Raw genomic sequence first — 18871 nt, forward strand, 5'->3', positions numbered from 1 at the left:
CACCGTACCGACTGCGGCGAGCCCGGATGTCAGGCTCATCGGACGCGGCCCGTTCGGTGCGTGGCGATTCACGTTGGGCCTTATTCTCACGCATGACATCCGATATCTCCCTTTGCGCAATCCATGTCAGATTCCGTCTGGTATCTGCTGTCCGGCCTGCTGCTCATCACCATGGTGGTGGCGGGGGCCACGCTTGCACGCCTGCTGGTGAGCAGCGCGACGATCTATCTGTGCGTCGGTTACGTCGTGGGCCCAGGAGGTCTGAATCTGATCGTGCCCGACCCGCTGCATCATGCCGATGTGATCGGTCGGGTCGCGGAAGTCGCGTTGCTGATTTCGCTGTTTACCGTCGGGCTGCGCATGGGCGTTCCGATCCTCGACCGAAGATGGATGGTTCCGTTGCGTCTCGCGTTTGTCTCGATGGCGATTACGGTGGGCCTGATCGCAGCGCTCGGAATGTGGGGGTTGGGATTGCCTTTGGGCGCAGCGGTGCTCCTCGGCGGCATTCTGGCGCCCACGGACCCCGTTCTCGCCTCCGGCGTGCAGACCGAGCGCGGTACGGATCCGGATCAATTGCGTTTCAGCCTTGCTGGCGAAGGGGCATTGAACGACGGCACCGCGTTTCCGTTCGTGACGCTGGGGTTGGCGTTACTGGCGCGGCATGACGGCGCCTCGTTCAGTCTCTGGCGCTGGCTGGCACTGGACCTGATATGGGCGAGCGCGGGCGGGGTGTTGGTCGGTGCAGTGCTCGGCGCCCTCATCGGCCGACTTGTCGTTTATCTGCGTACGCGGCATTCTCAGGCCGTCGGCCTGGATGAATTCCTGTCGCTCGGCGTGATCGCCGTCGCCTATGGCGTGGCGCAACTGTGCCACGCCTCGGGGTTTCTGGCCGTTTTTGCTGCGGGCCTGGCTTTTCAGCGGGTGGAGGACAAGCCTCAGGCCGGTACAGTGTCCCTCGGTGCCGCGCCCGGTGCAGAAGGTCATGCGTATGGCGTGAGAGCGACGCACTCGCATCATGCCAGCGCAGTCATGACGGGCGCGGTGCGGGCGTTCAACGCTCAACTCGAACGCCTTGCTGAGCTTACGGTCGTCTCGCTGGTCGGTGCGCTGCTTCCTTATGCCATCGCGTGGGGCGCGCTATGGTGGTTCATTCCGATGATGTTCGTGCTGGTGCGTCCTGCCGCTGTCATGGTCGGAACGCTCGGTGTGGCTAGCGCGGGACGTGCGCGCGCGATGGTGTCGTGGTTCGGAATACGTGGAATCGGCTCCGTGTTTTATTTGATGTTCGCGATTCGTCACGGCGTAAGCGAACCGCTGGCAACGCAGTTGATCACGCTGACGCTCGCGATGGTTTCTGCGTCCATCTTTGCGCACGGGATGTCGATACGGCCATTGATGAAATGGTATGGGCGGCGCCCTGCGTCGCTGGAGGGGTGATGCCGGCACCGATCCGTGCGATCGGCAGCGTCCTATTTCTTCTTTTCGGGTTTGTGGGTCAGCGTGATTTTCGATGTTGCCGCCGATGCTCTTTCTACAACTGGGGACAGCAGTTTTTTCGGCTGTTTCGGTTTTCTTGCTTCACGGTTACCGCGTAATTGACCCTTTGCCATCATATTTCTCCCGTTATTTCAGTCGCGGAAAGCAACTATCATATCGGCTATTCTGGGCGCATTGGAGGACGTTGTCGCTATCTATTTTTGTCAAGACGACGGGACTGGCGTAGTCCGACGGACCGGCGCGTTATCGAGGAGGGATCGCCCCCGGCGGCTTCTTTCGGCAAGCGTTCGCCGACGTATCTCACGTCGTCGTCGGTGCTGAGCGCGCACGGCCAATATGCCGGCAACGCGGTACGGTATCGTACCGACGCTCAATGCGATCACGCGCATCGTTTGCTGTGTATCCCTGGCTCTCGCGATCAGGGTGTTGCGACGGCCGAGTGTGGATTGATCGAGCCGAATTGTCCGAAATGACATTGCGCAGTTCGTGGAGGCATTACCATCATGAGTCCGGTCACACTACTTCTGTCCACCGTCTTCCTGCTCGCTGCGATTGCCTCTGGCGCGTTCGTCAACCTGTATATCGGCATCGGCCTCTTAGAAGGTGTTATGAACTTTCGGCCAGACCTGGTACCCTGGCGGGATGAAGAAACGCAGGCCCTACCCAACGGATGTATCGGATGAAGAGTGGTACTTCGCCGCTCCGTACCTGACATTGATGAACCAGGACGCGCCTCAGCGTCGCTACGAATTGCGCGAGATGTTCAACGCCTTGCGCTGGATTGTCCGCGCGGGTGCACCGTGGCGTCTGCTGCCCAATGACTTTCCGCCGTGGGAGACGGTCTACCAGCAGACGCAGCGCTGGATTCAGGCAGGCTGTTTCGAGGCCATGGTAAATGACCTGCGTTCGATTATCCGGGTGGCGCAGGATCGCCGGGGTCAACCCAGTGCAGTCATCCTCGACGGCCGCACGCTGCAGTCGACGTGCGAGAGCGGTCCACGCGCAGGCTATGACGGGTACAAGCGCAAGAAAGGCAGCAAGGTGCACATGGCGGTGGATACGTTGGGGCAACTGCTTGCGGTTCATGTGACGCCGGCCAACGAACAGGAGCGTGCACAGGTCGGAGAACTGGCGCGACAGGTCCAGCAGGCGACGGGGCAGACAGTGAGAATCGCGTTCGCTGACCAGGGCTACACCGGCGAAGAGCCTGCAGAGGCCGCGCGCGATGAAGGCATCGAGCTTCAGGTGGTCAGGTTGCCGGAGGCGAAAAAGGGCTTTGTACTGTTGCCGCGTCGCTGGGTGGTGGAGCGCAGCTTCGGCTGGCTCAACCGCTTCCGCCGACTGGCCAGAGATTACGAGCGATTGCCCGAAACATTGGCTGGTCTGCATTTCGTCGTGTTCTCCGTGCTTATGCTCGTCCACTTTGCAGCCCTTAGCAAAAGTGCATAACACCTTCTAGTCATTGCTGTCCTGATCGCAATGTCCGTCAGGGTTGCCAACGTATGGGAGAAGTTCGTCATCCTGCGTATTGGGAAACTGCAGAGCGTGAAGGGAGCGGGGTTCTTCATGATCATCCCTGTTCTGGATAACATCGTTGCAGTCATTGACGAACGCATCCAGACGACCGCTTTCAACGCCGAACAGGCCCTGACCAAGGATACGGTGCCGGTCAATGTCGATGCAATCATCTTCTGGCACGTCTGCGACGCCAAAATGGCAGCACTGGCGATTACCGACTATCGCCAGGCAATCGATCGCGTCGCTCAGACAACGTTGCGGGAGCTGATCGGTGCCTCGATGCTGGCTACGCTACTTTCCGATCGAACGGCAGCGGACACCCATCTGAGAGATGAGATCGGGGCCAAGACAGCCCAATGGGGCATCGCCGTCGGTTCGGTCGAAATTCGCGACGTAGCGATCCCGGTTGCGTTGCAGGATGCGATGTCTCGTCAGGCACAGGCCGAGCGCGAAAAGCAGGCGCGCGTCATTCTGGGGTCCGCAGAGGCCGCGATCGCCTCGAACTTTGTCGAAGCCGCGAGAGTGTACGAATCACAGTCGGGCGCGCTACAGCTTCGGGCGATGAATATTATCTACGAGACGACGAAGGAACGCGGGGCGACCATTCTCATGCCGACGTCGATGGTCGACAGTCTGAATCCCGCGCTGGCGGTGGCGATTGCCGGACGTGATCTTGGCGGGGCGCCTGTGATGCCGCTGAAGACTGCGGCGTAGCCAGAGCGGCCGGTCGACGCGATCAGGGCCAACGCTAGCGCGATCCCGTTGAATCTCTGAAATCTTCACAAGTGAATCGTGCTTAAACGTGCTTTGTGGAACGAGGAGCGAAAAATGTCATTAGGAACCGTACTTTTGGTTATTGTGGTCCTGTTGCTGGTTGGCGCATTCCCAACTTGGCGATATAGCAACGGGTGGGGTTATGGCCCGAGCGGCTTTCTGGGACTCGCGCTGGTCGTAGTGGTCGTCCTGTTGCTGTTGGGACGGTTGTGAGTTGCACGATGCTGCTTGCCTGTTGACAAGGCACGGGGCGGATGGCCGTAGCGCCCGGATCGTGTCTGGTGCGACCGTGCAATACCGATCAAAGCAAGGAGCCATCATTCTGGTCTCGTTTCAATCGGCCGCCTCGGCTGATGTCCTGATGCTCAGGGATCTCGCGCAGTATCTGCTGGGGCTCGTTGGCAAGCGGCTTGATACACGCGGGGTAATCCTGCATGACGAACTGCCTTGTGCCATCAGCCGCCTTGAAGCGGCTATCTCGGACGACAAAAAAGCGGAGATTGCGCTCGAATCGTTGCAGTACTTCCACGAGCGCGGCTAGGAATCGCGCAGTGGACTTTCGCAGCGAGCGTGGCCGTTTCTCGACATGCTGCGTGAAGCCCGCAAACAGAATGAAGACATCATCTGGGGGCCGTAGACGCCGCGTTGCGGTGTGCGGTGTGCGGCGTGCGGCGTGCGGCGTGCGGTGAGCAGTACCTCGTCCGTTGCGCTTGAACTGAGTACGTCTGCGGTGCTTCGATGAGGTTCCCGCTTGCGCCTTCAATCAATCTGGAGTCGTTGCGGCTCTGTCGCGGTGAGGATGACGGCGGATTTGCGCCAAAATTGCACCGCAACCCGCAAAAGGACTACAGGTCGCCGTCGGCGCCGGCTGGATCAAATCTCCCTGAGGAGTCCGCTCCGTGCTCGGCGAGGGCGCGCGAGCGCAACTTCCGCGCCTCGCGGCTCGACCCGTCGACGCTCAGAGCGTGACCCGCGCTATTCCACGCGCAAGCCCATTGTCCCTCGCGCGCGCAAAGCCGTGCGCTGCCAAGCAGCGAGTCACGCTCCTGTTCTCGCGTAGCCAGTTCGGCCCGTATCTGCTGCGCCTCGTCGTTGCCGGGTTGCTCGGCAAGTGCGGCCATGATGGCCCTGCGTGCCGGCCAAAGACTGTTCCTGTCGAGGCTTGCGCGCGCACGGGCGAGACTTCTGGCTACGTCGGTGCGCGCGCTTGTGTTGCTTTTGCGCGCATAGGCGCCGTCGGAAAGATCGCTTTGGGTAGCGGCGTATTGCCCGGCACTATGCCGATGTGCCGCGCTGAAAGACGCCGGCAACGAATGATGCGGCGGCATGGATGCGGCCGCCGGCTGCGCGGTGCTCTGCGCAAGCTGGTCGGCTGGCGGAGCCGCAAGCACTTGCGGCTGCCCGAGCACGGGCCCCTGGAACACCTGAACTTCGGGGGTCCGTTCCCGTTGATCGTGATGCGAGATCCCGTACGCGGTGAATACGAGCGCAAACACGGCCGCACTGCAGAAAGCATAGTAGGGCGTTAGCGAGTGATGCGCGGCAGCTTCGCTTGATGCCGCTCCCCGAGAAGTCTCGGCCTGCTGGTTCGCGCCGCACTCCGGACAAAATTTCATGGACCCAGTGAGCCTGGTCCCACAGCAGGGACACTGCCGCGAATCAGGGTCACCTCGGCGAGGTTGATTGAACATTGGAAGGCTACAACTTCGATAGATTCAGACGACTGCCGCTGTCTGCGGGCGCATCGCAGCGGGTGATGAGGTGGCACGAAATCGGTGCCGAATATCGCGGATTACCGGATGGTGGAAGAAAGCGTTGCCTTGAATATGGACTACTTCGCCGCGGAGATCAATCAGCGGATCCGCCAGGACGGTGGACCCAGTCCGGGGTCTCGACGTCGGCGCGGATGACTACCTTGCGAAGTATTCGGGCTTTCCGAATTGCTTGCCCGTTGGCGTGCGTTGAACTCCTGCCAGACGGCTTGGGCGCGATGCCTGTTTACCTTAATGCGCGGCTAAAAGAACCGTACTAACACACGTGATCGGCAAGCTTTTCTTCAATCAGAAGATAGTCAAACATCTCGTTCGAACCGTGCCATCCAGCCCTGTGCAGTGGAGTTCACATGCAAACCAACCTCACGCCCCCGTCCGTGCCGGTTCGCAAGGCCAGCCCCTGGCTCGAGAAATTAGGACCCGGGGTGATCACGGGTGCAGCCGACGACGACCCGAGCGGCATTGCCACCTACTCGCAGGCTGGCGCGGCGTTCGGCTACAACATCCTCTGGACGGTCTTGCTCACCTACCCGCTGATGGTCGCTATCCAGAGCATCAGCGCGAGGATCGGACGGGTCAGCGGCCACGGGCTCGCGACCAACATCCGGCGTCACTATCCCGTGTGGCTCCTCTACAGCGCGGTGATACTGCTGCTCGTGGCCAATACGATCAATATTGCCGCCGATCTCACCGCCATGGGCGCGGCCGTCAATCTGATCGTGGGCGGCCCCACGCGTCTGTGTACGGTCGGACTCGCCGTGTTTTCCCTTGTCCTGCAGGTTTTCGTCCCCTACAAGGTGTATGTCCGGGTACTCAAGTGGCTCACGCTCGCGCTGTTCGCGTATGTGGGCGTCGTGTTTGCCGTCAGGATTACCTGGCCGACCGTCGCGATCCGGACTGTGCTTCCTCATCTGTCGTGGAGCAGTGTCTATCTCACGACCGTCGTCGCGGTGTTCGGTACGACAATCAGCCCCTATCTCTTCTTCTGGCAAGCCTCGGAAGAGGTGGAGGAGTTACAGGCGGCGCCCGATCAACATGCGCTGAAGAAGGCGCCCTGGCAAGCCCTGGTGAACCTGCGGCGTATTGGCTCCGATACGCGGATCGGCATGGCCTTCTCGAACGTGATAGCTTTCTTCATCATTCTCACCACCGCCGCGACCCTGCATGCGCATAACGTGACCGATATCCAGACGTCGTCGCAGGCCGCCTCTGCACTCAAACCGATCGCGGGGCAATTTGCCTTTTTGCTCTTCAGCCTTGGCGTCGTCGGCACGGGACTGCTTGCGTTGCCGGTTCTTGCGGGATCGGCCGCCTATGCGATGGCGGGAGCGTTCCGGTGGAGAAACAGCCTGGAACTCGAACCACGGCTTGCCAGGGGGTTCTACGCAATCATCGTGCTTGCCACCATGGTGGGCCTCGCGCTCGGATTCACGTCGATCGAACCGATCAAGGCGCTCTTCTGGAGTGCCGTCATCAACGGCGTGACGGCTGTCCCGATCATAGTGCTCATGATGAAGATGGCCAGCCATAAGGATGTGATGGGAAAGCTTACCGTGTCGGGCAGCCTCCGGCTGGTGGGCTGGCTCGCGACCGGCGTGATGGGTGTGGCGGTAGCAGGAATGTTGATACTTCTGGCGGTTTAGCAATCGGCCGGAGGGCGCGCTATCGCGATACCGGTGTCTGAGATATCGGCGTCGCGGCCGCCCGCGATGGGGGCGGCCGCTTGTCCCCAGGAAACGGCCGCTTTCGATAAAGGAACGGCCATATCACGAGGGCGCAGAGCGTGTATTCGACAAGTTCGCATCAGGTGAGGCCCTACACGTCCAACTTCCTCTCGCTCATCCACTGGACAATTGCCGGATCCTGATGGGAGAAGACGCCATCCACCAACGGCACTGCGACGCTTCGCAGCCGCAGTTCGCGAGTGGGCCGAATGCAACGTGAAAGACAGATCGCCGGCGTGTAGACCTCGACGACTGTTGACTATCGGGAAGCCGGCGTCCAGACAAACGGCACGGGACGACTGGCAACATCGATCCCCTGACGCAATAGGCGCCGCAGCCTGACACGTCGTGTCAAGGACATTGGCCGCCAGCGTACCGACGTTGGATGCTGGACGTGCGAGGATGAACTTTGACAGAAGCACTTGCGCGACTACGATGAAAAAGGCCACCTTCAACACGCTAACCGTGCTCACGGCGTTGAGCGTGGGACTTCCTTCAGTCCTGTGCCATGCCTATGCGCTCGATCCACAACTCGACTGTAAATTGAGCGCGCACGAATTCATAGCGCCGCTTCTGCAAGACCAGTCTATCGACAGGAAGCCAATGCGCATTGAAGCGAACTCGATCAACGCATTTCGACCAGCACACAGCAGTAATTTGACGGCATTCGGTTTTCGCGTCTATGCCGTCTTTGGGTATGAACAAGACGATGCGATATTCAAACAGGGAAGCGGCCAGCCGATTACGGCCTCCGCATACGGAGTGGTAGTAAGCGGCCCTGCCGAGGCAGTCAAGGCACGTGTGCGCCAAGCGGGTAGCGACGCCATTATTCATGAAGTGATTCCACTTCTGCTTACAGCCGTTTTCTGCGGCGGCCATTGAACCGGAACCCTCACCTGTGTTTCGCCCGCAATGTTTTCCTGCGTGATTCTCCTTTGTGCAGGATCGAGCCCGATTGTCCGGTCGAAAGCCGTGCAAATCCAGATCGAACCATCAACACCACGACGCTTTCTGATTCGGTCCGGCAAGGGGCCGCTGAGTATTCGCAAAGTGGTCCGACGGAACTCCGCCGGCCAGCTTTTCAACCTCCTGCCCACGTCTTATCTCAATCCGAAATAACCCAGCACAAACAAAACGATGACTACAGCTCCAACAAGCCAGACGATGTTGTACATGACGCGCTCCTTATAAGTTCACAACCCGAGCAGTTAGCGTCGCGTGGGGCGCAGCCCACAGGCGACACGCTCCTGTACATCCAGCTTTCTGTCTCAACGAAGATCTGCTGAATTGTTCCAGTGACTGACTGTTCCGCGCATGCAAGCCTTGCAGCGGCAAGCACGGAATGTCCAGTGCGTGCAGGTTGTGACGCTACGTTCTCACCTGCGGCAAGACAGGTCTGTACGGTAGCGATCAACGTTCTTGGCTCAGCGCTTCAATTTCTGTTCGCTGGCTTACCGGGATGAGCGCCATCGGGTGCAGCCGTGTTCCGGTTTGTTCCGCTGCCGAATCCGGGTCCCCGGTGAGCACTCGCAGATCGAAATACTCGACAGGATTGGTGATCGGAAACGGCAGCACATTTGCACCAGGCAGTAACGCCGTTTTCTGATACTCGATAATTTCGCCGATAAACTGTACGTTCGCTCGCGGCACGGCGAATTCATGAGCGACATCACCTTATGTCGCCCCGGCATAATTCCTGCGCGTTAGAAACGTTGATGTACTATCTCATGGCGGGTGGACGCAGGAGTGGCCAGATTGTGTAGCTACGGTGGCGGCACGTCACTCGGTCGACGGATATTGGCATACCGCCGTGCTCGGACGAGAACAACGTTTTGAATGTCAGCCGATCCCATCATCAAGGATTGCCATGGACTTCGACTACGACTTGTTTGTCATTGGCGCGGGATCGGGCGGCATCCGGCTGTCCTGGATGGTTGCCATCAGCGGTGCCAAAGTGGCGGTCGCGGAGCAAAGCCGCGTCGGCGGAACCTGCGTGATCCGCGGCTGCGTGCCGAAGAAACTGCTGGTCTACGCGTCCCGCTACGGCGAGGACCTGGTCGATGCCGCCGGTTATGGATGGCAAGTCGAGACGAGAGGCTGCTCGTGGGCAACTCTGATCGAGCGCAAGAACCGCGAGATCGACCGGCTGAACGCGGCCTACGTCGGGATGCTGGAGACCGCCGGCGTCACGCTCTGCCCCGGCCGCGCCGTCATTGCCGATCCGCACACCGTGGTGATCGCACACGACGGGCGCCGCATTACTGCCCGCCATATCGTTGTCGCGACCGGTGCATGGCCGGCACTACCGTCGATTCCGGGCATCGAGCACGCCATCACGTCGAACGAAGCGCTTGAAATGCGCGAGCTGCCGCGGCGCATCGCCGTGGTCGGCGGTGGCTACATTGCGGTCGAGTTCGCCGGCATCTTCAATGGGCTCGGCTCGCAGGTCGACCTGCTGTATCGCGGCGAGCAGATCCTGCGCGGGTTCGACGACGACGTGCGGCAGATGTTGGCGGACGAGATGGCGAAAAAAGGCATCGCGATCCGGAACCGGACCAGCGTGCTCGCACTTGACAAGGCGACCGACGGCACGTTGCATACGACGCTCGATTCCGGCGGCTGCGGTGACTATGACGCGGTGCTGTTCGCGACCGGCCGAGCGCCGAACAGCGGCGGCCTCGGGCTGGAGGGCGCCGGCGTCGCGCTCGATGCCAAGGGCGCAGTGGTGGTCGACGCGTTTTCGAGGACCAGCGTCGAGTCGATCCACGCGATCGGAGACGTGACCAGCCGGGTGCCGTTGACGCCCGTCGCGGTCAGTGAAGGTGCCGCGCTGGCGGCGACGCTGTTCGGCGGACGGCCAACCCCGGCCGATCACAACAACGTGCCATCGGCGGTATTCAGCCAGCCGGAAGTCGGCACCGTGGGCATGACCGAGGCCGAGGCACGCGCTGCGTTCGGCGAGCTCGACCTGTACAAAACGTCGTTCCGGCCGATGCGCCACACGCTGAGCGGGCGCGACGAGCGCTCCTTTATGAAGCTGGTCGTCGAGCGCGCGAGCCAGCGAGTGGTGGGCGCGCACATGGTGGGGCGCGATGCGGCCGAAATCATCCAGGGTATCGCGATCGCCGTGAAGATGGGCGCGAGCAAGGCGCAGTTCGACATGACGGTCGGCGTTCACCCGACTTCGGCCGAGGAATTCGTGACGATGAGGGAACCGTGGGCGCCGCCCGCTTCGCCAGCATGCCCGGTGTCCGGCGATCCCGGGTTACAGAAAAGTTAAAGCCACGGCAAGCGCCGTGGCTCTCCGTTATCCGGCAAAACTCAGCCGGCAACGCTTACTGTTCGTTCCAGCGGAACGACACGGTGGCGTGACCGCCGCCGGCAACAACGACCGCCCTGGTCTGATCCGTGTCCTTGTAGGTGGCATGCACGACGTAACGGCCGGGATCCAGCCGCACCAGCATGTACGGCCCATGTGAGTCGGCCTGCAGGACCTCGGCGCCGTGCAGACCGGTAATGCTCACATGTACGTCGGCGAGATAGTCGCTGCCCGGCCCGGTGAATTGTAGTTCCAGCGGCCAGTTGCGCGCGTCGGCACGCAGCACGTGCGATTCGTCGAGACCGATGCCGCCCGACACGAACGTCACGTTGCCCTGATGCTGCTCTGCCGGCATGCCCGTGCTGTCGTCGCTCTGTACAGCGTAGGCTGCGCTCGCCAGACCCGTGCCGAACGCGGCGAAGATCGCCGCGGCCAACACCCAGTTGTTCGTTTGTAGTTTCATGGAATTGCTCCTGTTACGACGGATTTCGGATAAGAAGGCGCAGCCCGTCAAACATGGCAGGCGAACTCCATCGTTGACATTGGGTAGAAGTGCTACAGAATCGGCCGCCTGCTATCCGTTGCGATGTAATTCAACAGACGCGGCATCGCGAGAATCAGAATGCCGGCAACCAGCGAAACCAGCGGGCCCTCGATCGTCGTGCCAGTCATCAAGCCATCATTGGCCAACACAAACGCATCCAGTTGCCCGGTTGCGGTGCTCGTGTCGACGTTGCCGCTCGCGCCGACCTTTTGTATTGCAACAGACGTATCTCCGTCCGAGGCATTCCGGTAGTAAACCCTATGAATGTTCGTCTGAGCATAATTCTCATCCTGATGATCTGATGATGCTGTCGACGCTACGTCAGAACGGATGAAGATGCGGTACGACACCGTACCAATTGCCCGTATTTCGCATTCTCTCCAGCAATCCGGAGGCGATGCCCCGATAGTCGGAAGCCGAAAAAGTCCTTTAGCGTACAGACGTGCGGACGGGTTTATCGGATGATTTTTTTCCTGAATCATGAGCCGACTAAAGGTCACGCTATGACAAACGCAATGTGGGGCATCGTGATCGGCATGCTCATGATGTTTGGCGTCTCGCTGCTTCGCTACGGACACAGTCGTGTGCGAGAGCAGGAGACCCGCGGAGCATGATGTCGTATTCCTGTTCGACTGCTACGGCATATTGCTCCGGCTATCGCGTCGCTATGGAATCCGATTGTGATCAGCCAATGAACTTTCGCTTGTCCATGTCCGTTATCGGACAGACATCACGAGGTTTGTGAAATATTTTTCAATTGTCAAGACACCGACAAACACAATATGGAGATCGCTGTGCACAAGAGCGGCTTCACGATGGACGCACTTCGGCGCGCGGATTCGCATCGTGGCGCCGTGCGCCCGTGACGCAATTGTGAGCGCGCGAATTTGAATAGGGGACCAGCTCGGACAGCGGATCGCCCGTGCATTTTCAAGAACCGATTTGAACTGGGACAAGCAACGTGAAAGCCGTCAACTTTATTAAATTCGCCGTCGGTGCCACGTGTATGACACTTGCGCTAAACCTCTACGCTCAGGGAACCCATTCCGATTCGAATAACCCGGATGCGCCATCGGCGTCCATCAATCCGACTCATGAGTCGATGAGCCAGGGCATGGACGACACGGTGATCACCACGAAAGTCAAAGCGAGCTTGCTCGCCGAGAAAAACTTTGCATCGCTGCACGTCGGGGTCCGCACGCGGGAGGGCGTGGTACGCCTGACCGGTACTGTACCGTCGTTGAGCCAAAAGCACACGGCAACGGATGTGGCTCAGGGCGTCAACGGCGTCAAGTCGGTCGAGAACCACTTGGTCATCGCCCGGTAACGGTATGTGCCGACGCTTCCTGGCTCACATGCGATGGACCTGCATTTCCGCACGAGCCCGTCCGAACGCAACCTGCCGGTGCTGATGGGGCTGCTTGCGGTCTGGAGCCTGACTCCGGAAGCGCCGGGACAACTCATCGCGCTCTACGAACACAGTGCTTTCAAACAAGCGCTTATCTGGAATATCGATTCGTTCGACCAACACATGGATCCGGCGTTACCACCGTTCGCAGGCCGAGCCGTCATGAGTCTCGACTGGAAATAGAGGCCGCAATGAACATCAGCCCTCTCGCAGGCAAGCCCGCGTCGCATGCGATGCTGGTCAACGTTGCCCGGCTTGTCACGTCGTACTACACCGATATGCCGGATCCTGCGATCCCGGCGCAACGGGTCGCGTTCGGCACCTCGGGGCATCGCGGATCGGCATTCGAGCGCGGCTTCAATGAGTGGCACGTGCTCGCCATCACTCAGGCCATTTGCCGCTATCGAAAGCAGCAGAGTATCGACGGCCCGCTATTTCTCGGCATCGATACGCATGCGCTCTCGGAACCCGCTTTCGCGAGTGCGCTTGAGGTGCTGGCCGCCAACGGCGTCGAGGTCATGATTGCGCAAATCGGCGAATACACGCCCACGCCGGCGGTGTCACACGCGATTCTGGCGTACAACCGCGACCGCCCTGCGGGATTGGCGGACGGCATCGTGATGACGCCTTCGCACAACCCGCCGGAGAGCGGCGGGTTCAAATACAACCCGCCGAACGGCGGACCGGCGGATGAAACCGTCACCGGTTGGATCGACGCAGCAGCGAACGCTTTGCTTGAAGGCAAGCTTGACGGTGTGCTGCGCGTGCCGCTGTCAAAGGCGCTGCGCGCCACGACGACGCACCGGCATGACTTCCTCAACGCTTACGTTGGCGACCTCTGCAACGTCATCGATATGGATGTGGTGCGCGGCGCGCCGATCCGCCTCGGAGTCGATCCGCTCGGCGGTGCCGGCGTGCACTACTGGGGGCCGATTGCCGATCGCTATGGCTTGAACCTTACCGTGGTCAATGACGAGGTCGACCCGACCTTCCGCTTCATGAGCGTCGATTGGGACGGGCGGATTCGCATGGACCCATCATCGCCGTTTGCGATGCAAACGCTGCTCGACCAGAAAGACCGCTTCGACCTGGCCTTTGCGTGCGACACCGACCACGACCGGCATGGTGTTGTCACGCGCAACGCGGGGCTGCTGCCGCCGAATCACTATCTCACGGTCCTCGTCGACTATCTGTATGCGCATCGCCCGCAGTGGCCCGCCCATGCGGCGGTGGGCAAGACCATCGTCAGCAGCCAGATGATCGATCGTGTGACCGAGAAGCTCGGTCGCGCGCTTTACGAAGTGCCGGTTGGGTTCAAATGGTTTGTGGGCGGCTTGCTCGACGGTTCGCTGGGCTTCGCGGGTGAAGAGAGCGCGGGCGCCAGCTGTCTGCGGCTCGACGGCTCGGCGTGGACTACGGACAAGGATGGCATCGTGCCCGCGTTGCTCTCAGCCGAGATCACGACTCGCATCGGCCGCGATCCCGCGGAAATCTACCGGGATCTGACCCAGAGATTGGGCGAGCCGGCCGAACGTCGTCTGCAAGCCGCGGCGACGGCGCAGCAGCGTGCTCTGCTGGCGCGGCTCTCACCTGCGCAGTTTCCCCATACCGAACTGGCCGGCGAAAAGATCGAGCACGTGCTTGACCGCGCGCCAGGCAATCACGCCGCGTTTGGCGGCATCAAGGTCATCACGAAGAGTGGATGGTTCGCCGCGCGTCCTTCAGGAACCGAAGATATCTACAAGATTTATGCGGAGAGCTTCCGCGGAGAGGCTCACCTGAGACGCATCGTCGACGAGGCCGAGGCGATGGTCGACGACACGCTCGAGGCACAGACGGCCGAGCGTGGCGGAGACCTTCAGTGAACCGCAAAAGCGCGTGAGAGCGGTGACGTGAGGCTTGGCCCGGCACACCGGCTCGACCATGTGGGCCCGAAATTCCACAGGGTAGGGGTACGATGCCTACCCATTTCGACACCTCCTCATCAAAAGGATAGGTGTCCGTTTTCGCGGGCCAACTTCGGTTTCGCCCTGCGCTTCGGCGTGTTTGTCGCCGCGCTTCTCGCGGAATGCGCGGCGCGCCGAGGCGCTGATTCCTCTATCGACGCTAGAGCGGCACGAATAGACTGATTCCTGGTACGACCGCCGGCGCATAGACGACAGGTGGCGCCCCGTAGGCATAGTCCTGATTGTTGTAGTTGTTGCCATGGCGTTGGTCTTCGTGTCGATATACCTGCTGCCGCGGGGCGTGCCGCTGGCTATGCTGCTGTCCGCCTCGATGGGCGTCTTCTGCCCGCAGTGGTGGTGTTGTCAGGATGCAGCCGATCGCCAGGGCGAAGCCGAATGCGCTCGCGCATCTAGCCCTCATCGAGCCTTTGACCGGCGTGCGCGTGGTTGAGGTTTTCATGGTGTTCTCCTGTGTCGACCGGAGTTAGCGCTTCAGCGCTTACTCCGGCCCCATGCAAAGCTGTCGAACTGGAACCTGTGCTGCTTTCCGTAGCGCCGGCTCGCTGCGGCTCGCGTGGGCCGAGCCCCAATCAACCTTTCTTCGATGCGTGATGGTGGTCGCTCCGGAAAATCAGATCGGCATTGCGTTTCTGGACGTCGGACATGCTGTCGTAGAGCGCCTGGAAGGTTGTCGTCAGTTTCCTGATGCCATCTGCATGAGCATCGACGATCTGGCCATAGGAGCGCAGATCGTCGACCGCGTTCATGCTGTTGGCGTTAGCGGCACGGTACTGGATGAGCGAATCCATCTTGCCGGCGTTGTCGCGCATGACCTGCGCGAACGGTTGCCAGAGCGATTCCTGCGCGGCAGTGATCTGCAGCCTCGTGTGAAGGCTGCTGATGCGTGTTTCGATCGGGGTGTGAGCCGCAACGGTCATGACATGCGCGCTCGCTTGAGTCTGCACTGGGGACGCGGCGCTTGCCGGATTGGCGAGCACTGCAATCCCGAGAACGAGTGCTGCTGCAATGCGGGGCAGTTCGCGATTGGCAAGCGGTATTGACGGGTTTCATGGTTTGTCTCCACGACGATTCGACGAAAAATCGAATCGCCGACACATGACTAGCGCTGCGGGCGAGTTCGATTGAGTAGATCACTTGTGCATCCTTTCCCGAGTGGCATCTGTCCGATATCGGACGTTCGCGTACCTGGTCTTCCGCTGTGAACTTCATGCGCTCATCGGCGCAGTCAGTGCTGCGTTCGACGTGGCGTACGGCACCGTACCGACTTTTGTTGCCGCCGCGCGCACGGTGTTTTTTAAGGCTCTGAAACTTCGATTTTCAGTCGATCGAGATCGCCGCACACAGAGCAACCATTCTCGACCAGGCGCGGCGGTTTCACACTTTGTCGATAGGCCTTTGAAATGAAATACAAGGACTATTACGAGACGCTGGGACTGCCGCGCACCGCGACGCAGGATGAAATCAAGAGGACTTATCGCAAGCTCGCCCGCAAATATCACCCGGACCTCAGCAAGCTAGGCAACGCCGAGGAGCGCTTCAAGGAAGTCGGTGAGGCCTACAAGGTGCTCAAGGAAACGGAGAAGCGCGCGGCATACGACCGGATCGGCGACCAGTGGCACAACGGCCAGGACTTCCAGCCGCCGCCTCAGTGGGACGAGGGCTTCGAATTCCGCGGGGCGAGTCACGACGAAAGTGAACAGGCTCAGTTCAGTGAGTTCTTCGAGTCGCTGTTCGGCGTCGATCGCGACGCGAGGATGAGGCAGGACCGGGGCAGCGCTCGCGGCGACACGCACTACGCGATTTCCGGACACGACCACCACGCAAAAATGGTGATCGATCTGGAGGATGCCTATCACGGCGTACAGCGTTCGATTACGCTCGACACGCCGGTACTCGATACGAAGGGGCGTGTCACGGTGCACTCGCGGACGCTGAACGTGTCCATTCCGAAGGGGGTGCGGGAAGGGCAGCATGTGCGGCTTGCCGGGCAGGGGGGCGCCGGAATCGGGCAGGGACGTGCGGGAGACCTCTATCTGGAGATTGGCTTTCGGGATCATGCGCATTTTCGCGTCACCGGACGCGATGTTTCGATCGACGTGCCGGTGGCGCCCTGGGAGGCCGCGTTGGGCGCGCGCATCATGGTGCCGACCCCGGACGGCACCGTCGAAATCACGGTGCCACAGGGCTCGGGCGGGGGGCGGCGCTTGCGGCTCAAGGGCAAGGGGATTCCGGGGACCCCGCCGGGCGACCTATACGTGCAATTGAACATCGTGTTGCCGCCAGCCGACAGCGACAGCGCTCGCGCGAGCTACGAGTCGATGCGGCAAGCGTTTGCCTTTGATCCGCGTGCACACTTTGCGAGTGAATCATCATGAACGAATCGCATTCGATCTGGCTCGCAGGACCGATTGTCGAGGAAGAGGTTGAGTTCACGCTCTTTGAGCTATGCAGGGCGACCGGCGCATCGGAAGAACAACTCGCGCTCTGGACAGCGGAAGGCGCGCTTGAACCGCAAGGCGCCGGGCCGCAGGCGTGGCGATTCGATGGCCCATCGTTGTGCCGCGTGCGGATTGCGCAACGCCTGACAAGGGACCTCGAGATCAATGCGGCCGGCATTGCACTTGCGCTCGATCTGCTCGACGAAATCGATACGTTACGGGCTCGCTTGCGGCGAGTGCAAAAACATTGACTGCGTTGAATATGCGATTCAACGTTTGGGTCCCCTCATACCTTCGGTTCCCATGACAGCATTGCGCTCCTCGCTTGCCTCGATGGGTTCCATGGCTTCATCGATGGAGGCTGTCGTGCGCTCCGTGGCTGCCTTGGTTTCTTCGACGGTAGCGCTGGGTTCTCCGTATTCGTTGCTCGCGCATGGCCGTAGGGTGGGAGGTGGTCCGTGAGGACTGAGTCGGCAGATGCCGGCAGCCATGCCGATCGGTAGCGCTGTTCTGTCCGGCCTATCTTGTTGCGGAGTCCATTGCATACCTTCGGCAGTGCTCGAGATAGCCCCGTTCGTGCCTGCTCACGAGTTCGACGATACTGGTCCACAGCCAGGTGGGCGCATCGAGCTTTTTTGAGCGATTGCGCTGCAGTTCCCGCTGCCAGCTCTCGCGCGTTGACCCGTCCATTTGCCTGGCGTGCGCCTTTCCGACGACCAGCGCCAGGAATCGTGCGACTTTCATTGCTTCGTCATGTGTGAGTTGGTTGATTTCCACTTTCAGGTCTTGAGGAAGCAGTTCCCGCAGGAACACGGATCGGTCGAGAAAGCGCGACGCGCGCATGCGTTCGCCCAGGAATGGCGCCAGGTGGCGAGCTCCCTCGACGATGCGTTCGCCGTTGTCTCGCGGCATCCTGACTGCCGGGTATCGAGGAGCGGCGGCCTGGATGGCCTCTTTGATGTCCATCAGACAAAGGTCATCGCCGCTGGAAGACCCACGTCCGACGTCGAGCAGTACCGCAACGCGCAAGCGGCCAAGTGAGCTGCAGCCTTTTACCCAGTAAGCGGCGTCAAGCACCTTGACCGACGCGCCTTCGTCGCGCGAGCGCAACAAGGTGGCCAGGCGTGCAACGATCTCATCTGCAAACAGCTGCTTGACCGCGCGTTTTTCTTCCCTCGACAGGGGCCAGAAGCTCTTGCCCAAAGGAATCGTGGGCTTGGTGTTCTCGATACGGTCCCTGGCCAGATTCTTCCACGTCCGTTTCCATGCCTGCCGCATTATCACCCGGGCGGACTCCGGACTTTCAATGGATCCACCGGCGTCCTCACACGCAGTGTCAAAGGCGCGCTCGTAGCCTTCCATCATCTGTTCCATCATGGTCGCGATAACCACACCCGACAAATCGGAGCCGCGCGCCGCAGTAGCCAGCGACAATCCGAGGCGGATGAGGTCATGGACGGGGTTGCCAACAACCGTTTGGTCGAGGTCGCGAATTTGTATCTCGACGTGGCCCTGTGCGTTCGAGATAGGCCCCAGATTACCTACGTGACAGTCGCCGCAAATCCAGATAGGGGGGCCATCAGGTAACGTGTGGCTCTCCAGGCTTTCAAGCCATTGGTAGAATCTGATGGTATTGCCCCGAACATAGGCGTGTGCTGAGCGCGCCATCTTCAAGTTCCGGAGCGCGATCAGTGCTGCCTGCCGCCCGCTGGAAGGCGTGGGTCTGTAAGCGGTCTTCAAGGGAGATCGAGTGGCCACGGCACCAATGCCTCGTTGTCGGCGATCGTGGTGAGCGGCAACGCGCTGCACGACGTGATGAGATAGCGATACGACTCGACACCGATGACCTTGCACGCATCGATCAGCGAGTGCAGGTTGTATTGACGATTTGAGCCTGTTCGCGCGCGCAC

General features: G+C 60.6%; 19 protein-coding genes and 3 pseudogenes. 13 read left to right on the plus strand and 9 right to left on the minus strand.

Going from position 1 to position 18871, the window contains the following annotated elements; genetic code table 11:
- Positions 1-171 precede the first annotated feature (171 nt).
- Entirely contained in the window at positions 172-1437 is a 1266-nt protein-coding gene (locus L5014_RS24715) for a cation:proton antiporter (RefSeq protein ID WP_420800129.1), read from the plus strand.
- Positions 1438-1469: 32 nt separating this feature from the next.
- On the opposite strand, the gene L5014_RS24720 is transcribed toward L5014_RS24715, so the two are convergent.
- Positions 1470-1613, minus strand: a complete 144-nt coding sequence (locus L5014_RS24720; RefSeq protein WP_238466458.1) for a hypothetical protein — start codon at positions 1611-1613, stop codon at positions 1470-1472.
- A gap of 526 nt (positions 1614-2139) precedes the next feature.
- Between L5014_RS24720 and L5014_RS24725 the strand changes: the two genes are divergently transcribed.
- The 4 genes and pseudogenes from L5014_RS24725 (at position 2140) to L5014_RS24740 (ending at position 4426) form a co-directional block, all read left to right on the plus strand.
- Positions 2140-2946 (plus strand): IS5 family transposase, encoded by an 807-nt coding sequence (locus L5014_RS24725; protein WP_238466459.1) that lies wholly within the window; start codon positions 2140-2142, stop codon positions 2944-2946.
- Positions 2947-2949: 3 nt separating this feature from the next.
- Positions 2950-3729: pseudogene (locus L5014_RS24730) on the plus strand (slipin family protein); the annotation flags it as partial.
- A gap of 114 nt (positions 3730-3843) precedes the next feature.
- The gene (locus tag L5014_RS24735; RefSeq protein ID WP_238466460.1) at positions 3844-4002 is read left to right on the plus strand and encodes a DUF3309 family protein; all 159 of its coding nucleotides are present in this window, start codon (positions 3844-3846) and stop codon (positions 4000-4002) included.
- Positions 4003-4108: 106 nt separating this feature from the next.
- A pseudogene (locus tag L5014_RS24740) lies at positions 4109-4426 on the plus strand (DUF1840 domain-containing protein).
- Between the two features lie 208 nt (positions 4427-4634).
- On the opposite strand, the gene L5014_RS24745 reads toward L5014_RS24740, so the two are convergent.
- Positions 4635-4910, minus strand: a complete 276-nt coding sequence (locus L5014_RS24745; protein ID WP_238466461.1) for a hypothetical protein — start codon at positions 4908-4910, stop codon at positions 4635-4637.
- Between the two features lie 1001 nt (positions 4911-5911).
- Between L5014_RS24745 and L5014_RS24750 the strand changes: the two genes are divergently transcribed.
- Both L5014_RS24750 and L5014_RS24755 read left to right on the plus strand, forming a co-directional pair.
- Complete coding sequence (locus L5014_RS24750; RefSeq protein ID WP_238466462.1) at positions 5912-7204, plus strand: NRAMP family divalent metal transporter; 1293 nt, start codon at positions 5912-5914, stop codon at positions 7202-7204.
- A gap of 516 nt (positions 7205-7720) precedes the next feature.
- Positions 7721-8167: a hypothetical protein gene (locus L5014_RS24755; protein WP_238466463.1), complete on the plus strand. Its 447-nt coding sequence runs from the start codon at positions 7721-7723 to the stop codon at positions 8165-8167.
- 528 nt (positions 8168-8695) lie between these two features.
- On the opposite strand, the gene L5014_RS24760 is transcribed toward L5014_RS24755, so the two are convergent.
- Complete coding sequence (locus tag L5014_RS24760) at positions 8696-8935, minus strand: hypothetical protein (RefSeq protein WP_238466464.1); 240 nt, start codon at positions 8933-8935, stop codon at positions 8696-8698.
- Positions 8936-9152: 217 nt separating this feature from the next.
- Here L5014_RS24760 and gor point away from each other — a divergent pair, with 217 nt between their 5' ends.
- Positions 9153-10565: a glutathione-disulfide reductase gene (gor, locus tag L5014_RS24765; protein ID WP_238466465.1), complete on the plus strand. Its 1413-nt coding sequence runs from the start codon at positions 9153-9155 to the stop codon at positions 10563-10565.
- Positions 10566-10620: 55 nt separating this feature from the next.
- On the opposite strand, the gene L5014_RS24770 is transcribed toward gor, so the two are convergent.
- Together L5014_RS24770 and L5014_RS24775 are read right to left on the minus strand one after the other, a co-directional pair.
- Positions 10621-11067, minus strand: coding sequence for a carboxypeptidase-like regulatory domain-containing protein (locus tag L5014_RS24770; protein ID WP_238466466.1), 447 nt, complete (start codon positions 11065-11067; stop codon positions 10621-10623).
- Positions 11068-11159: 92 nt separating this feature from the next.
- Complete coding sequence (locus L5014_RS24775; protein WP_238466467.1) at positions 11160-11630, minus strand: DUF3096 domain-containing protein; 471 nt, start codon at positions 11628-11630, stop codon at positions 11160-11162.
- A gap of 479 nt (positions 11631-12109) precedes the next feature.
- Here L5014_RS24775 and L5014_RS24780 point away from each other — a divergent pair, with 479 nt between their 5' ends.
- The 3 genes and pseudogenes from L5014_RS24780 to pgm all read left to right on the plus strand — a co-directional run bounded on the left by L5014_RS24780 (position 12110) and on the right by pgm (position 14421).
- On the plus strand, positions 12110-12475 hold the full coding sequence (locus tag L5014_RS24780) for a BON domain-containing protein (protein WP_420800128.1): 366 nt from the start codon (positions 12110-12112) through the stop codon (positions 12473-12475).
- A 15-nt stretch (positions 12476-12490) separates the two neighbouring features.
- Positions 12491-12676 (plus strand): annotated as a pseudogene (locus L5014_RS39035) (hypothetical protein); the annotation flags it as partial.
- Positions 12677-12747: 71 nt separating this feature from the next.
- Positions 12748-14421: a phosphoglucomutase (alpha-D-glucose-1,6-bisphosphate-dependent) gene (pgm, locus tag L5014_RS24795; RefSeq protein ID WP_238466468.1), complete on the plus strand. Its 1674-nt coding sequence runs from the start codon at positions 12748-12750 to the stop codon at positions 14419-14421.
- Between the two features lie 241 nt (positions 14422-14662).
- Here pgm and L5014_RS24800 read toward each other — a convergent pair whose 3' ends face one another.
- Both L5014_RS24800 and L5014_RS24805 read right to left on the minus strand, forming a co-directional pair.
- Entirely contained in the window at positions 14663-14962 is a 300-nt protein-coding gene (locus L5014_RS24800) for a hypothetical protein (RefSeq protein ID WP_238466469.1), read from the minus strand.
- A 130-nt stretch (positions 14963-15092) separates the two neighbouring features.
- Positions 15093-15440, minus strand: a complete 348-nt coding sequence (locus L5014_RS24805) for a Spy/CpxP family protein refolding chaperone (protein ID WP_238466470.1) — start codon at positions 15438-15440, stop codon at positions 15093-15095.
- Between the two features lie 483 nt (positions 15441-15923).
- On the opposite strand from L5014_RS24805, the gene L5014_RS24810 reads away from it, so the two are divergent.
- Entirely contained in the window at positions 15924-16898 is a 975-nt protein-coding gene (locus L5014_RS24810; RefSeq protein WP_238466471.1) for a DnaJ C-terminal domain-containing protein, read from the plus strand.
- Positions 16895-17212 (plus strand): chaperone modulator CbpM, encoded by a 318-nt coding sequence (locus tag L5014_RS24815; protein WP_238466472.1) that lies wholly within the window; start codon positions 16895-16897, stop codon positions 17210-17212. The genes L5014_RS24810 and L5014_RS24815 overlap by 4 nt, the downstream gene beginning before the upstream one ends.
- A 268-nt stretch (positions 17213-17480) precedes the next feature.
- Here the strand turns inward: L5014_RS24815 and L5014_RS24820 are convergent, their stop codons facing one another.
- Together L5014_RS24820 and L5014_RS24825 are read right to left on the minus strand one after the other, a co-directional pair.
- Positions 17481-18701: a DUF2252 domain-containing protein gene (locus L5014_RS24820; RefSeq protein WP_238466473.1), complete on the minus strand. Its 1221-nt coding sequence runs from the start codon at positions 18699-18701 to the stop codon at positions 17481-17483.
- The gene (locus tag L5014_RS24825; RefSeq protein WP_238466474.1) at positions 18698-18871 is read right to left on the minus strand and encodes a hypothetical protein; all 174 of its coding nucleotides are present in this window, start codon (positions 18869-18871) and stop codon (positions 18698-18700) included. Before L5014_RS24825 ends, L5014_RS24820 begins: the two co-directional genes overlap by 4 nt.

The organism is Paraburkholderia tagetis (assembly GCF_022213065.1).
Taxonomy (GTDB): Bacteria; Pseudomonadota; Gammaproteobacteria; order Burkholderiales; family Burkholderiaceae; genus Paraburkholderia; species Paraburkholderia tagetis.

Coding starts and splice junctions, on each gene's coding strand:
- L5014_RS24810 (WP_238466471.1), top strand. CDS start 15,924: ATGAAATACAAGGACTATTACGAGACGCTGGGACTGCCGCGCACCGCG.
- L5014_RS24735 (WP_238466460.1), top strand. CDS start 3,844: ATGTCATTAGGAACCGTACTTTTGGTTATTGTGGTCCTGTTGCTGGTT.
- gor (WP_238466465.1), top strand. CDS start 9,153: ATGGACTTCGACTACGACTTGTTTGTCATTGGCGCGGGATCGGGCGGC.
- L5014_RS24770 (WP_238466466.1), bottom strand. CDS start 11,067: ATGAAACTACAAACGAACAACTGGGTGTTGGCCGCGGCGATCTTCGCC.
- L5014_RS24725 (WP_238466459.1), top strand. CDS start 2,140: ATGAAGAAACGCAGGCCCTACCCAACGGATGTATCGGATGAAGAGTGG.
- L5014_RS24755 (WP_238466463.1), top strand. CDS start 7,721: ATGAAAAAGGCCACCTTCAACACGCTAACCGTGCTCACGGCGTTGAGC.
- L5014_RS24775 (WP_238466467.1), bottom strand. CDS start 11,630: ATGATTCAGGAAAAAAATCATCCGATAAACCCGTCCGCACGTCTGTAC.
- L5014_RS24745 (WP_238466461.1), bottom strand. CDS start 4,910: ATGGCCGCACTTGCCGAGCAACCCGGCAACGACGAGGCGCAGCAGATA.
- L5014_RS24720 (WP_238466458.1), bottom strand. CDS start 1,613: ATGATGGCAAAGGGTCAATTACGCGGTAACCGTGAAGCAAGAAAACCG.
- L5014_RS24750 (WP_238466462.1), top strand. CDS start 5,912: ATGCAAACCAACCTCACGCCCCCGTCCGTGCCGGTTCGCAAGGCCAGC.
- L5014_RS24800 (WP_238466469.1), bottom strand. CDS start 14,962: ATGAAAACCTCAACCACGCGCACGCCGGTCAAAGGCTCGATGAGGGCT.
- L5014_RS24805 (WP_238466470.1), bottom strand. CDS start 15,440: ATGACCGTTGCGGCTCACACCCCGATCGAAACACGCATCAGCAGCCTT.
- pgm (WP_238466468.1), top strand. CDS start 12,748: ATGAACATCAGCCCTCTCGCAGGCAAGCCCGCGTCGCATGCGATGCTG.
- L5014_RS24815 (WP_238466472.1), top strand. CDS start 16,895: ATGAACGAATCGCATTCGATCTGGCTCGCAGGACCGATTGTCGAGGAA.
- L5014_RS24715 (WP_420800129.1), top strand. CDS start 172: ATGGTGGTGGCGGGGGCCACGCTTGCACGCCTGCTGGTGAGCAGCGCG.